Genomic DNA, 13,094 nt, shown 5'->3' with positions numbered 1-13,094 from the left:
AGATAAATTATGTCACTGCAATCCCAAGACATTATTCGTCGCTCTGCCACCAATTCCCTTACTCCCGCGCCTCAGGTGCGGGATTACAAGGAAGAAGTGGCAAAACTTATCGACGTAACAACCTGTATCGGCTGTAAAGCCTGTCAGGTAGCTTGTTCTGAATGGAACGATATTCGCGATAAAATTGGCACTAACGTCGGTGTTTACGATAACCCAACTGATCTAACCGCAAAATCATGGACAGTGATGCGTTTCTCTGAAGTTGAAGAGAACGGCAAACTGGAATGGTTAATTCGTAAAGATGGTTGTATGCACTGTGCTGATCCGGGCTGTTTAAAAGCCTGCCCAGCAGAAGGTGCTATCATTCAATACGCTAACGGTATTGTTGATTTCCAATCAGAACACTGTATTGGTTGTGGTTATTGTATTGCAGGTTGTCCTTTTAATGTGCCTCGCATTAACGAAGAAGATAACCGTGCTTACAAATGTACGTTATGTGTTGACCGTGTTGAAGTCGGCCAAGAGCCTGCATGTGTGAAAACGTGCCCAACAGGCGCGATTCATTTTGGTTCGAAAGAAGCGATGCTCAATCTTGCTGGTGAACGTGTTGCAGAGCTGCAAACTCGTGGCTATGACAACGCGGGTCTTTACGATCCACAAGGTGTGGGTGGTACACACGTAATGTATGTTCTCCATCATGCTGACAAACCAAACCTGTATCATGGTTTACCTGAAAACCCAGAAATTAGCTCAACGGTTAAATTCTGGAAAGGCATCTGGAAACCATTGGCTGCTGTTGGTTTTGCCGCAACCTTCGCGGGCGCTATTTTCCACTATTTAGGTGTCGGTCCAAACCGTACAACTGAAGAAGATGAAGAAGAAGCACTCAAAGAGATGGAAGCATCTTCTAAAACACAGACCTCTGTGAATAAGGAGGAGCAGAAATGATGAAGAAGAAAGGTGATAAAATTCTTCGCCATACCGCATCAGAGCGTATAAACCACTGGGTCGTTGTGATTGTCTTTCTGTTCACAGCAATCAGCGGATTGGGTTTCTTCTTCCCATCTCTGAACTGGTTCATGAATATTTTAGGTACACCAGAACTGTCACGTCTGTTACACCCGTTTGTGGGTAGTGCTATGGCAATTCTCTTTATCTTTATGTTCTTCAGATACTTGAAGTATAACTTTATTGATAAAGATGATTTAGTCTGGGCTAAAAATATTCATAAAGTGCTACAAAATGAAGAAGCTGGCGATATCGGTCACTACAATTTAGGTCAGAAAGGCATTTACTGGATGTTAAGTATCAGCCTTATCTTACTAACAGTCAGTGGCATTATCATTTGGCGTCCTTATTTCGCAGAATATTTCTCGATCCCAGTTATTAGAATTGCCTTATTAGTTCACTCATTATCAGCAATATTACTGATAATCACCGTAATTGTTCACGCTTATGCGGCATTCTGGGTAAAAGGTTCAATTCGTAGCATGGTTGAAGGCTGGGTAACTCGCGGTTGGGCTAAAAAGCACCATCCTCGTTGGTATCGTGAAATTCTCGAAGAAGAGAAAAAAGAAGCCGAAAAGAAGTCACAGAAATAATGCCTTAAAGTGTATTTCTGAACAAACGGAGGCTTGATTAGCCTCCGTTTTTTATTCAATTTACGCCCACTTTTAAGACGTAAAAGAACAATAACACACTATTATTACCCACTGTCATGGCTTCATGTTTGCTTTTGATTTATTCTGAAGTCAAATCCTGTGGGTATTCACTATAAAATTTATGATAATAGGAAGATAGAACGTTATGAGTATTCGCATCGTTCCTAAAGAGCAATTAGGTAAAGATCAATCAGAAAAAGGGATTAGCTTTATTCCACCTGTATTATTCCCTAATCTGAAAAACCTTTATCAACGTCGTGCTGAACGTTTTCAAACACTAGCAAAAGATAATCCTTTCGCAGACTACCTTGAATTTGCAGCAGAAATTGTGAAAGCTCAAGAAAAAGCACTTCATGATAATCCACTTACCATTGATCTTGCCCCACTCCTGACACAGCAAATTGGTGTAGCACCTTTAGATAGAAAAACATTCAAACGCAGTAAACATTGGCATGCTTTATTAGCCTCGATTATTGCTGAATTACGTCCAGTTGTGCCTGAAAGTGCCACTATCACTTTAGAAAATCTCGCTAAAGCGTCTGAAACTGAATTAGAAGAAATGGCAACGGCATTACTTAATGATGAATATTCAAAAGTTTCAGCAGATAAATCTGTCTTTATTTGGGCAGCGTTGTCTCTTTACTGGGCACAATTAGCGGCAAATATTCCAGGTAAGGCTAAAACAGAATACGGTGAAAATCGTCAATTCTGCCCAGTTTGTAACAGTATGCCTGTGGCAAGCATGGTACAAATCGGCACAACCCAAGGTTTACGCTATTTACACTGTAATTTATGTGAAACCGAGTGGCATGTTGTACGCATTAAATGCACCAACTGTGAATTAACAGGTAAATTAAATTACTGGTCATTAGACAGCGAAAATGCTCCCGTGAAAGCAGAAAGTTGCGGTGATTGTGGAAGCTATCTAAAAATTTTATATCAAGAAAAAGATGCCAATGTAGATGCTGTCGCTGACGATTTAGCGTCTATCGTCCTTGATGCAAAAATGGAAGAAGAAGGCTTTGCTCGTAGTAGCATTAACCCATTCCTGTTCCCAAATGAATAATAATTAGGTATTAGCATGACAAATGATACGCGCTCACTTTATAGCCAGCTTCCGTCCATTGATAAGTTACTGCATCAAGAAGAAATTCAGGCTTTAGTTGCTTCTTATGGTCAGACATTTATTACTGAGCATTTACGAAAGTTACAAGAAGAAGCGCGTATCATTATTCGCCAAGATAATGACCTACCTGCATGGCATAACCAGTGGGCGAATGAATTACAAAATCGCATTACATTACAACGAAAATCGTCAATTAAACCTGTTTTCAATTTAACAGGAACGGTTTTACACACCAATCTAGGCCGAGCATTAATGGCCGAGTCCGCTATTGAAGCGGTTAGCCAAGTTATGCGCTCAGCGGCAACCTTAGAGTATTCTCTTGATGGTGCTTCACGAGGACATCGTGATCGCGCTATCGCTGATTTGTTATGTGAATTAACGGGCGCTGAAGATGCCTGTATTGTTAATAACAACGCAGCTGCTGTTTTGCTGATGCTCGCAACGGTTGCGCCCAATAAAGAAGTCGTGGTTTCTCGTGGTGAATTAGTGGAAATTGGCGGCGCTTTTCGTATCCCGGATGTGATGACTCAGGCAGGCTGTACACTCAAAGAAGTAGGAACAACAAACCGCACTCACCTTAAAGATTATCGTAACGCCATTAATGAGAATACCGGTTTGTTAATGAAAGTTCATACTAGCAACTATTGTATTCAAGGCTTTACAGCAGAAGTACATGGCGACGAACTTGCCGCACTTGGTAAAGAGATGAACTTACCCACGGCTATCGATTTAGGCAGTGGCTCAATGACTAATTTAGCCGCCTTGGGTTTACCTTCAGAGCCGATGCCTCAAGATTATCTACAGCAAGGTATCGATCTTGTTACCTTCTCTGGTGATAAATTATTAGGTGGCCCTCAGGCGGGCATAATCTTAGGCAAAAAAACATGGATTGAAGCTATTCAGCGCCATCCTTTAAAGCGCGCATTACGTGTTGATAAAATGACATTAGCGGCATTAGGTGCCACATTACGTCTTTATCAGCAACCTGAAAAAATGGCTGTTGAAATTCCAACATTACGCTTGTTAACTCGGACACAAACAGAAATTAATGACATGGCGCAACGGTTATTGCCTCATTTTCAGGCATATTATGGAGAAAATTACCATATCACGATATCCTCATGTGCTTCTCAAATAGGCAGTGGTTCATTACCTATTGAAAGTTTACCGAGTGCAGCACTTACCTTTGAAGCCAAAGATGGAAAAGGTAGCCAGTTAGATGCGTTAGCTGCGCATTGGCGTAATTTAGAAAAACCGATTATTGGTCGAATTACTGATGGTCGCCTGTGGCTCGATCTGCGCTGTCTTGAGGATGAAAATGCATTAATACAGGCACTTTTACTATGATTTTTGCAACGGCAGGTCACGTAGACCACGGAAAAACCACACTGATACAGGCTATTACTGGAGTAGATACTACCCATCTCCCTGAAGAAAAAAAACGAGGCATGACCATTGATTTAGGTTATGCCTATTGGCGTCAAGATGATGGGACGTCTATTGGTTTTGTCGATGTGCCCGGTCATGAAAAATTTCTTTCCAATATGCTTGCGGGCGTTGGTGGGATCTCTCATGCACTATTAATTGTCGCTTGTGACGATGGTGTTATGGCCCAAACCATTGAGCATATTTCTATTTTACGCCTTGCTGGCTGTCCTCAAGTTACCGTTATTCTCACTAAAGCAGATCGTGTTACACCTGAACGAATTAAAGAAGTTCGGTCACAAACAACGGATGTATTGGCCAACTTAGGCTGGCAACAACCTGATGTTTTTATCACCTCAGCACCTTCTGGCGAAGGGATCCCTGCGCTTCGTGACTATCTTGTTAACCTTCATCAACAAGAACAACAACACCCCCAATGGCATAAACGCTTTCGCTTAGCGATAGACCGTGTTTTTAGTATTAAAGGGGCGGGATTAGTCGTGACGGGTACCGCCCTCGCTGGACAAATAGCCATTGGTGATACTTTTTGGCTAACAGGTGCGGATAAACCAGTAAGGATCAGAGCATTACACGCACAAAATCAACCGGTAGAAAGTGCTGGAGCCGGTCATCGTATTGCCATTAATATCACTGGAGATGTCAGTAAAGATAATGTCTCTCGTGGCGATTGGTTACTCTCTCAAGAGCCTAACTACCAAGCCCATAAAGTCTTAGTCAGTTTAATCGCTGATGAACCTTTAAAGCATTGGCAGCCAGTACATATTCATCACGGTACTCGCCATATTACAGGTCGTGTTGCGCTCTTAAATGATGCGAATGAAACACCACAGTTAGCAGAGCTTATTCTTGATGACCCCCTTTGGCTGGTGGATAACGACAGGCTTATCTTGCGTGATATCAGTGCTCAACGCACCTTAGCCGCAGCGAAAGTCTTACATTTGCATTCGCCACGTAGAGGCAAACGACAAAGTGAGTTCTTATCTTGGCTACATCAAATTGATAATGCTGACAGTGTCAGCGCCAAGTTAGCGTTATGTTTACCAAAAGGTGAATTATCTCTAAATCAGTTTGCTTGGGCTCAGCAATTAACTGAAAATGCACTCACTCAGCTACTAGAAACATTTGACCTAATTAACGTTGCTGGCGTTATTCTTTCTAAAGAAAATGCGGATAAAGCGAAACAGAAATTACTCGATACACTTGAGGAATATCACCAACAACATAATGATCAAATGGGTGTGGGTCGTTCTCGTTTAAAACGGATGGCACTACCTACTTATCATGATGAATTGGTTTATCACCTAATTGATCAGTTACGAAAAGAGGGTGCAATTAGCCAAAGTCGCGGTTGGCTTCACCTCCCAACCCATGGTCTTGCTTTTTCACCAGAACAAGATGCGCTATGGCAACATGCTAAAGTCTATTTTGAGCAATCTGAACCTTGGTGGGTGCGTGATCTCGCCAATGAAATGAAAAATGATGAGAAAGTGATCCGCTCATTATTACGTAAAGCGGCACAATTAGGTTTAATTATTCCAATTATTGCCGACCGCTACTATACACACCAATCAATGGAAAAATTTGCATCTATCATTGTGAAATATAATGAGAGTAATGGTAGTGTCACTGCCGCGGACTTTCGTGATGAGTTATCTGTTGGGCGTAAGTTAGCAGTACAAATCTTAGAGTATTTTGACCGTACTGGTTTTACTCGTCGTAAAAAAGATCTTCATATTTTACGAGACAAAGGTTTATTCTAAAAACAGATGTTAACTTAGGCTAAATAAAGTTATTTAGCCTATTTAAGATTATCGCCTACAATTTTTGTAAAATATCCCCTTTATTCTTTATAGCTATACTCGGAAGAGATATGAAAAAATATTTAGGAAGTGCTTATCTTGCACTTATTCTTATTGCCTCATTTTTTATTGTTTTTGAGAAAGCAACGTTTATTTATACTGCACTTCTTTCAGTCGGTGCTTATTTTATTCTTTTTTCTCTTTGCTTTATTTTATCAGCTCGTATCTTATTTTCAGCTATTACCACCGGTACCCTCTTCCTTATAACTAAGTTTATTAATCAACTCAAAGTCCATTATTACAAAGAAACATTAATGTTCTCTGACTTTGATTTGGCTTTTGATAGCTCTAATTTAGGGACATTAGGTCATTATTGGGAAGCCGGTGTTGCATTGATTGCGATGCTAATATGGCTTCTTATCAATATGTCTATTGCTTGGCATTTTTCCAAGAAATCACGCCCAAGCTTGCGTATCAGTGGCTTACTTTTAATGGTCATTGGATTTACCACAATCCATTTCACCGTAGAAAAGTGGCAAGCTGAATGGGAAGGTACACTTCCGGGAGGACGAGGTACTGTGACTAATTTAATCATGTCTGGCTACCAAACGGCGTACCACCCTCCTTATTTTAATGAAAATGCGGATTACTTTCTGGAACAAGCGAACAAAACCGTATTGCCAGAAACACAGACAGACATAAAACCTGATATTGTCGTTTTATTACAAGAATCGACGGTTAATCCTCATATTTATCAATTTGATACCAATGTTACACTGCCTGATTTATTTATGTTTCAAAAAGATGAAGGTGTCAGTGCGCAAAGCCCTTTACGTGTACAAACCTTTGGTGGCGGTACTTGGCTTTCTGAATTTTCTGTATTAACAGGGTTAAATACGGATGATTTTGGTGCACGTAAAAACTCGGTATTCTATTTTGTTGTCGATAATCTTAATGAGAGTTTATTCCGCCAACTAAAAGCCGAAGGTTATTACACCGTTTTACTGACTCCATTTAATCGTAGTGCTTACCATGCCGGTTACGCTTATGAAAAAATGGGAATTGATGAAATCATTCAACCTCAAGAGCTGGGTTATCCGGGAACATTAGAAGAAAACCTCTGGAAAATATCGACGGCAGATATGCTGGGTTACGTTGAAGAGGTACTAAAAAAGCGTACTGACAAGCCATTGTTTATATTCTCATTAACCATGTATGAACATGGCCCTTATGATGAATCACACAGAGATATGTACCAAATTACAGGTCATACAGAAAGCAGTAATGCACCAGGCAAATTTAGCCACTATATGGAAAAAATCATCACCAGTGATCCGGCAATTAAAGATTTCTCTAATTTTGTCGCCCAAAGAGAAAAACCGACGATGTTCCTCTATTTTGGTGATCATCAACCCAATATTGAGCTCAAAAATTATCAGTCACCTTTTAATAACCCTGCATATATTACTCAGTTCACCTTAAGAGATAACCTATCGCAAGGTGCACCAATAACAACGGGTGAATTAACTGATATTAGCTTCTTAGGTGGCATGATCTTAGAGCGCGCTCGTTTGCCATTATCTCCTTTCTACAAAGCAAATATTCAAATGCGCCACTTATGTGAAGGTAAATTAAATGACTGTGAAGATGAGAAATTAGTTAACAGTTATAAAAATTATATCTATGACAAACTGAAAATTGCAGGTAATACAGATAATTAATTCTTATTACTTGAATAAACGATGATCGGGATGATAAATCCAAAAAGATAAGTAATATCAAAAGGAAAGAGGCTAACTATTTAGCCTCTTTTTTATTTCAAGAAACAAACGTACAATTATTTGCGTGTTGCCACAATCACACTTGATGCTTTTACTAATGCTAAAACATCACTGCCTTTTGCCAATTTCATTTCTTGTAAGCTTTCATTGGTGATAACCGCAGTCAGTGCTAAACCTTTCGCCGTTTCTAAATGAACAGTAGAGTTCACCGCACCTTGTACGATTTGAGTCACTTTTCCTGCAAATTGGTTACGCGCAGAGAAATTTAAACCGCAATCAGGCAGTGCTAATACAACCCACGGCGCTTTAATAATGGCAATAGCTTCACCATCTTTTTTAATATTTAAGCTTTCACAACTTTCTTTGGTGATGATTGTCGCTAGTTTCTCACCGTGTGCTAAAGATAAAATCACTTCGCTATTAACGGCACCTTCAATAATATCCACAACTTTACCGACTAACTGATTGCGTGCTGAAACTTTCATTTATCCACCCTATCATTGATGAGAAATTATATTAATAATACTATCAAGCTATTAGGATAACCTTAGCATAAATATCATTAAATAAATTATTCTTAGATCATAGATTAAAGTTTATTTGTTATTAAAAAAAACCAATCAAATTAAGATAAATTTAATAAGAATAAATCAAAATAGCGGAATCGCTTCACCTACTCACAGAATCGCAAAAAGGCACTCAATCCTTCTTTACTTCTATGCTATCTTTATTATGTGAATTAGGAATATTCAACATAATGGGAAAAAAGATGGATTTAGAACAATTAAAAAAAGAATTTCGTGCAGGAAAGAAAATAAAGTACATCTACTTTTGGGGGCACCAAAGTAAAGGTAATGACATCACAAAAAGTTGCTTTAGCCAATGGTACCCAGCACCTTTTATATTAGATGATGTGCGTTATGCCAGCGCTGAGCACTATATGATGGCTGAAAAAGCGAAGCTATTTAATGATATAGACGTCAGAAAGCGCATTATTACTGCATCTAATCCAGGCTCAGCAAAAGCATTAGGCAGAGAAGTAAAAGGATTTGACCAAGATATTTGGGAGCAACACCGTATGGATATTGTTATTCGTGCCAATATCGCTAAGTTTTCCCAAAATAAAGAACTCGGTAACTTTCTGATTTCAACAGGCAATCGAGTGCTTGTTGAAGCAAGCCCTGTTGATAAAATATGGGGGGTCGGTTTAAGTGAGCAAGACAACGAGATTAACAATCCCCTTCTTTGGAAGGGATTAAATTTATTAGGTTTTGCTCTAATGAAAGTACGTAGTATTTTGATTGAAAGTAGTCATCAATAGATAAAGAAAACTCAACTGTCACCAATCACTGTTCTTCTTTAACCTAGTGTATATAAGCAGTAGAGATAACTTAAGTATTGACTGAAATAGAAATGACCACGTAACGACAACCTTGTCGTTGCTATAAATAATATTTACAGAATAATTAAGAGACTGATATGTATTATGGTTTTGATATGGGCGGCACCAAAATTGAGCTTGCCGTTTTTGATAAAGATCTCACTCAAGTATGGCAGAAACGTGTTCCAACACCTAAAAACGACTATCAAGCATTATTGAATGTTTTTAAAGAACTGACTTTAGAAGCTGACAATGAATTAGGTTATAAGGGAAAGGTGGGGGTTGGTATTCCTGGTATTGTGAATGCTAAAGAAGGAACCGTATTTACGACTAATGTTCCAGCAGCCAAATACAAGCCTATGGTTCACGATCTCTCGCATATACTCAATAGACCCGTTAAAGTTGAAAATGATGCTAACTGTTTTGCCTTATCGGAAGCTTGGGATCCTGAATTTCGTCATTACCCTTCTGTACTAGGTCTCATATTAGGAACTGGCGTGGGGGGCGGTTTTGTTATTGATGGTAAAGTCTTGTCTGGCAAGAATGGGATTGCTGGAGAAATCGGTCATATGAATCTGAATGTGGATGCAGATAACGTGATCGGCGAAACGATGCCAAAAATTATTTGTGGTTGTGGCAAAAAAGCCTGTTTTGAAACCTATTTATCAGGCCGTGGTTTTGAACGTATGTATAAAGCCTTCAATGATGCGCCACAAAGAGCGGTTGATATTGTTGAGCAATATTATGCGGGCGATAAAAAGACTCAAGAGCATGTCGATCGCTATATGAAAGTACTTGCGATTTACCTTAGCAATATTCTTACGGTACTTGACCCTCATTTAATTGTTATTGGTGGTGGACTATCACAATTTAACGCACTGTATGAGCTATTACCTGAATATCTCTCACACTGTGTTTACGGAAATGCACAAATTCCATTAATAGAAAAAGCTCGTCATGGTGATGCAGGTGGCGCTCGTGGAGCTGCTTGCCTTAATTTATTAGACTGATAAATAAAAAAGAGCCTTCTTCTTTTTTATTAAGGGCTCTTCTATTTATAGCGTTTTATCAGCGTCATCACATTATTAAGGCTACCATTATGGATAAAGTTTGGTTTAAAAAAAGACTCACCTTTCTTGGCGGGTTAACTATCATATTAGTCTTACTTCAACTTATTAACTCACTCTTTTCCATATCTCTTCTTCAATGGGGTATTATTCCAAGAACGGGTGAAGGTTTAATGGGTATTTTTATCGCGCCTTTCATTCATGGATCTTGGTCTCATCTATTTAGTAATCTACTCCCATTTCTTATTCTTAGCTTTTTATCTATGACACAATCTCTACGAGAATATGTGTTATCCAGCATATTTATTATTATCGTAAGTGGTTTATTAGTTTGGATTTTTGGACGAAGTGCTATTCACGTTGGTGCAAGTGGATGGATCTTTGGATTATGGTCTTTATTGATTGCTCACGCTTTTACTCGACGTAAAATTATCGATATTGTCATTGCCCTTTTCGTTTTATTTTATTATGGATCAATGGCCTATGGGTTAATTCCAGGTCAATTAGGTGTATCGACTGAGTCACATATTGCAGGTGTGGTTGCAGGATTACTTTATGCATGGTGCGCAAGAAAGCTAATTCGTCGTAAAAGCCAAGTAGTAGAAGTGGCTAAATAGCCACTTCTCTATAAAACGATTATTTATGACCAATTGGCAGTATTGTTCTGCCATACATCTCATTTAATACTTCAGCCATTGCCAGATAAAAAGCACTGGTACCACAAATAATACCTTCAAAACCTGCAATTTTTAAAATTAGAGCATTACCTGTGATATTTCCGATTGCCAGCAAAGCAAATAAAATAGTCAGGCTTAAAAAAACAAATTGGAGTGCTCGATTAGCTTTTAAGGTGCCAATAAACATGAAAAAGGTAAAAATTCCCCATAACGCTAAAAATACGCCCAAAAAGAGAGGTGTTGTTGGCTCACTTAAGCCCATCACGGGTAATAACCAAATTCCTACCAATGTTACCCAAAAGAAACCATAAGAGGTAAATGCGGTTGCACCAAAAGTATTGCCTTTTTTGAACTCAAAAATACCAGCAATAACTTGAGCGATCCCACCATAAAAAATTCCCATACTCATAATGACGGAGACTACTGGGAAAAAACCAGCATTATGTATATTCAACAAAATCGTTGTCATACCAAAACCCATTAAACCTAATGGACCCGGATTGGCAATGCGTTCGTTAGTCATAAAACCTCTAAAAATAATAGGGGAAAATTAAAAAAAATTTGAAGGCGCTGGATGATAAGAGGTAATACATCTAAAAACAATGATCTTGCAGGGTATATTTTTGAATAACAGCCTACACTGATCCTAATGGGAAATAACCAGTGGATTTAACTTAGAGAAAAGAAGTATTTAGTGATAGATGCTTATATCAATAAAAAACACAAAGAAAAATAAAGAACTATAATTTTAAGAGTAATATCAATCAGTTGATATATTAATACTGAAATTTACCTTAATATGCGGTTTTATACATTAAAGTGAAATAAAATCTAATACATTAATTAGTTGAATTATTAACCTATAAGTGAGTCTGTTATGAAAAAAATTCTAGTATTATTAATTGGTAGTACGTTGGCTTTTGCATCTCAAGCCAATACAACCTCTCATAATAATGGTGGCTTTGTTTCTCCTCAAGGCACTATCCAATCAAGTGCAGATCAAGGGGGATTTAAAGGCCCTTCAATTAGCGAAACCACAGTTGTAAAAGCCAAAGATCTTTCTGATGACACTTGGGTTATCTTAACGGGCAAAATTACCAAAAAAATTGGTGATGAGTTGTATGTTTTTGAAGATAGCACCGGTGGTATCAATGTAGATATTGATAATAAAAGATGGCGCGGACAAACAGTCACTCCAGATAATACCGTCAGAATTGAAGGTAAAGTTGATAAAGAGTGGACAAGTACTGAGATCGATGTAAAACAAATTACCATTATCAAATAATTTATCTTTACATTAAACATCCTGATTATTTAAAAAGCTAATATATTTCAATATATTAGCTTTTTATTTTTCTTTTTATATCCAGTAATATTCTCTATAAAAACAGAAAGAAAGATACACAAAGTATTCTTTATACCTTTGTTTTCTATAAATATTCTTTTACAAAACTCTACGTGTTTATACCTTAATTAAATTGACCTTCCCGTAGGGGGAAAGATTATTGTTTCGTCTATCAACTTAATGAAAGGAATGAACAATGAAAAAATTATTACTGCCTTCTATCATTGCAATCTCTGCTTTTACAAGTACAGCGTATGCTTCTAATCATAATGTTGTTGATGTTTATAAAACAGAAAGTTGCGGATGCTGTACTTTATGGGCTGATGGTGTGAAAGAAGCTGGCTTTAACGTCAAAGTGAATATTGTTTCAGAAACACAATTAATGAAAAAATATCAACAAGCAGGTGTACCAAATAATTTATTAAGTTGCCACTTTGCGACTTATCAAGGTAAAGATTTAGTCGGACATATTCCAGTTGATAGCTTAAAAAATATCGACTTAGTGAATAAATCTAAATCCGGTATTGCGGTAGCAGGAATGCCCGCGGGAAGTTTAGGTATGTATGCGGGGGATTACAAAGAGCCTTACCAAGTTATCGCCTTTGATAAATCAGGTAACCAATCTCTATTTAAGTCTTACAACTAGTCATTTTCTTATTTAGTTTGGTTCTGACTGTAGTGTTGTTTTAATCGTATTATTTCTCTCCGAGAGTGCTATTTTCCTCTGCCTGTATTCAGTTTACAGACAGCGTTTTATTAAGGCTTTAGCCAAACACATAAAACCACCCGTAAAATGGGTGGTTTTATAATT

Annotated in this window: 13 protein-coding genes; 11 read left to right on the top strand and 2 right to left on the bottom strand. The window is 38.2% G+C overall.

The window, feature by feature from the left end; genetic code table 11:
* The first annotated feature begins 9 nt into the window (after positions 1 to 9).
* The 6 genes from fdxH to GWI59_RS07135 all read left to right on the top strand — a co-directional run bounded on the left by fdxH (position 10) and on the right by GWI59_RS07135 (position 7,753).
* Positions 10 to 948, top strand: coding sequence for a formate dehydrogenase subunit beta (gene fdxH / locus GWI59_RS07160; protein ID WP_006534310.1), 939 nt, complete (start codon positions 10 to 12; stop codon positions 946 to 948).
* A complete protein-coding gene (gene fdoI, locus GWI59_RS07155; protein ID WP_072065213.1) occupies positions 945 to 1,601 on the top strand; it encodes a formate dehydrogenase cytochrome b556 subunit in 657 nt (218 codons plus the stop codon). The genes fdxH and fdoI overlap by 4 nt, the downstream gene beginning before the upstream one ends.
* A gap of 205 nt (positions 1,602 to 1,806) precedes the next feature.
* Positions 1,807 to 2,727, top strand: a complete 921-nt coding sequence (gene fdhE, locus GWI59_RS07150) for a formate dehydrogenase accessory protein FdhE (RefSeq protein ID WP_115065713.1) — start codon at positions 1,807 to 1,809, stop codon at positions 2,725 to 2,727.
* Between the two features lie 15 nt (positions 2,728 to 2,742).
* Positions 2,743 to 4,134, top strand: coding sequence for an L-seryl-tRNA(Sec) selenium transferase (selA, locus tag GWI59_RS07145; protein WP_072065215.1), 1,392 nt, complete (start codon positions 2,743 to 2,745; stop codon positions 4,132 to 4,134).
* A complete protein-coding gene (selB, locus tag GWI59_RS07140) occupies positions 4,131 to 5,993 on the top strand; it encodes a selenocysteine-specific translation elongation factor (protein ID WP_161724344.1) in 1,863 nt (620 codons plus the stop codon). Before selA ends, selB begins: the two co-directional genes overlap by 4 nt.
* A 110-nt stretch (positions 5,994 to 6,103) precedes the next feature.
* On the top strand, positions 6,104 to 7,753 hold the full coding sequence (locus GWI59_RS07135) for an LTA synthase family protein (RefSeq protein ID WP_109848231.1): 1,650 nt from the start codon (positions 6,104 to 6,106) through the stop codon (positions 7,751 to 7,753).
* Positions 7,754 to 7,869: 116 nt separating this feature from the next.
* Here GWI59_RS07135 and GWI59_RS07130 read toward each other — a convergent pair whose 3' ends face one another.
* Positions 7,870 to 8,298, bottom strand: a complete 429-nt coding sequence (locus GWI59_RS07130) for a TOBE domain-containing protein (protein WP_006534318.1) — start codon at positions 8,296 to 8,298, stop codon at positions 7,870 to 7,872.
* 284 nt (positions 8,299 to 8,582) lie between these two features.
* Here GWI59_RS07130 and GWI59_RS07125 point away from each other — a divergent pair, with 284 nt between their 5' ends.
* The 3 genes from GWI59_RS07125 (at position 8,583) to GWI59_RS07115 (ending at position 10,878) form a co-directional block, all read left to right on the top strand.
* Complete coding sequence (locus tag GWI59_RS07125) at positions 8,583 to 9,134, top strand: NADAR family protein (RefSeq protein ID WP_006534319.1); 552 nt, start codon at positions 8,583 to 8,585, stop codon at positions 9,132 to 9,134.
* 158 nt (positions 9,135 to 9,292) lie between these two features.
* The gene (gene nagK, locus GWI59_RS07120; protein ID WP_072065218.1) at positions 9,293 to 10,204 is read left to right on the top strand and encodes an N-acetylglucosamine kinase; all 912 of its coding nucleotides are present in this window, start codon (positions 9,293 to 9,295) and stop codon (positions 10,202 to 10,204) included.
* Between the two features lie 89 nt (positions 10,205 to 10,293).
* A complete protein-coding gene (locus tag GWI59_RS07115; RefSeq protein ID WP_109848228.1) occupies positions 10,294 to 10,878 on the top strand; it encodes a rhomboid family intramembrane serine protease in 585 nt (194 codons plus the stop codon).
* A gap of 19 nt (positions 10,879 to 10,897) precedes the next feature.
* Here GWI59_RS07115 and satP read toward each other — a convergent pair whose 3' ends face one another.
* A complete protein-coding gene (satP, locus tag GWI59_RS07110) occupies positions 10,898 to 11,461 on the bottom strand; it encodes an acetate uptake transporter (RefSeq protein WP_109848227.1) in 564 nt (187 codons plus the stop codon).
* A gap of 354 nt (positions 11,462 to 11,815) precedes the next feature.
* Between satP and GWI59_RS07105 the strand changes: the two genes are divergently transcribed.
* A complete protein-coding gene (locus GWI59_RS07105) occupies positions 11,816 to 12,223 on the top strand; it encodes a YgiW/YdeI family stress tolerance OB fold protein (protein WP_072065221.1) in 408 nt (135 codons plus the stop codon).
* Positions 12,224 to 12,479: 256 nt separating this feature from the next.
* Positions 12,480 to 12,929 carry a DUF411 domain-containing protein gene (locus tag GWI59_RS07100; RefSeq protein WP_109848226.1) on the top strand — a complete coding sequence of 150 codons (450 nt, stop codon included), beginning with the start codon at positions 12,480 to 12,482 and terminating at the stop codon, positions 12,927 to 12,929.
* Positions 12,930 to 13,094 lie beyond the last annotated feature (165 nt).

The organism is Proteus sp. G2673, from assembly GCF_009915125.1.
In the GTDB taxonomy this organism is placed as follows: domain Bacteria; phylum Pseudomonadota; class Gammaproteobacteria; order Enterobacterales; family Enterobacteriaceae; genus Proteus; species Proteus penneri.
The sequence above is the reverse complement of the archived record's forward strand: the minus strand, read 5'-3'. Positions and strand labels throughout refer to the sequence as shown.

Coding starts and splice junctions, on each gene's coding strand:
- GWI59_RS07130 (WP_006534318.1), bottom strand. CDS start 8,298: ATGAAAGTTTCAGCACGCAATCAGTTAGTCGGTAAAGTTGTGGATATT.
- GWI59_RS07135 (WP_109848231.1), top strand. CDS start 6,104: ATGAAAAAATATTTAGGAAGTGCTTATCTTGCACTTATTCTTATTGCC.
- fdhE (WP_115065713.1), top strand. CDS start 1,807: ATGAGTATTCGCATCGTTCCTAAAGAGCAATTAGGTAAAGATCAATCA.
- GWI59_RS07125 (WP_006534319.1), top strand. CDS start 8,583: ATGGATTTAGAACAATTAAAAAAAGAATTTCGTGCAGGAAAGAAAATA.
- fdoI (WP_072065213.1), top strand. CDS start 945: ATGATGAAGAAGAAAGGTGATAAAATTCTTCGCCATACCGCATCAGAG.
- selA (WP_072065215.1), top strand. CDS start 2,743: ATGACAAATGATACGCGCTCACTTTATAGCCAGCTTCCGTCCATTGAT.
- fdxH (WP_006534310.1), top strand. CDS start 10: ATGTCACTGCAATCCCAAGACATTATTCGTCGCTCTGCCACCAATTCC.
- nagK (WP_072065218.1), top strand. CDS start 9,293: ATGTATTATGGTTTTGATATGGGCGGCACCAAAATTGAGCTTGCCGTT.
- GWI59_RS07115 (WP_109848228.1), top strand. CDS start 10,294: ATGGATAAAGTTTGGTTTAAAAAAAGACTCACCTTTCTTGGCGGGTTA.
- GWI59_RS07105 (WP_072065221.1), top strand. CDS start 11,816: ATGAAAAAAATTCTAGTATTATTAATTGGTAGTACGTTGGCTTTTGCA.
- satP (WP_109848227.1), bottom strand. CDS start 11,461: ATGACTAACGAACGCATTGCCAATCCGGGTCCATTAGGTTTAATGGGT.
- selB (WP_161724344.1), top strand. CDS start 4,131: ATGATTTTTGCAACGGCAGGTCACGTAGACCACGGAAAAACCACACTG.
- GWI59_RS07100 (WP_109848226.1), top strand. CDS start 12,480: ATGAAAAAATTATTACTGCCTTCTATCATTGCAATCTCTGCTTTTACA.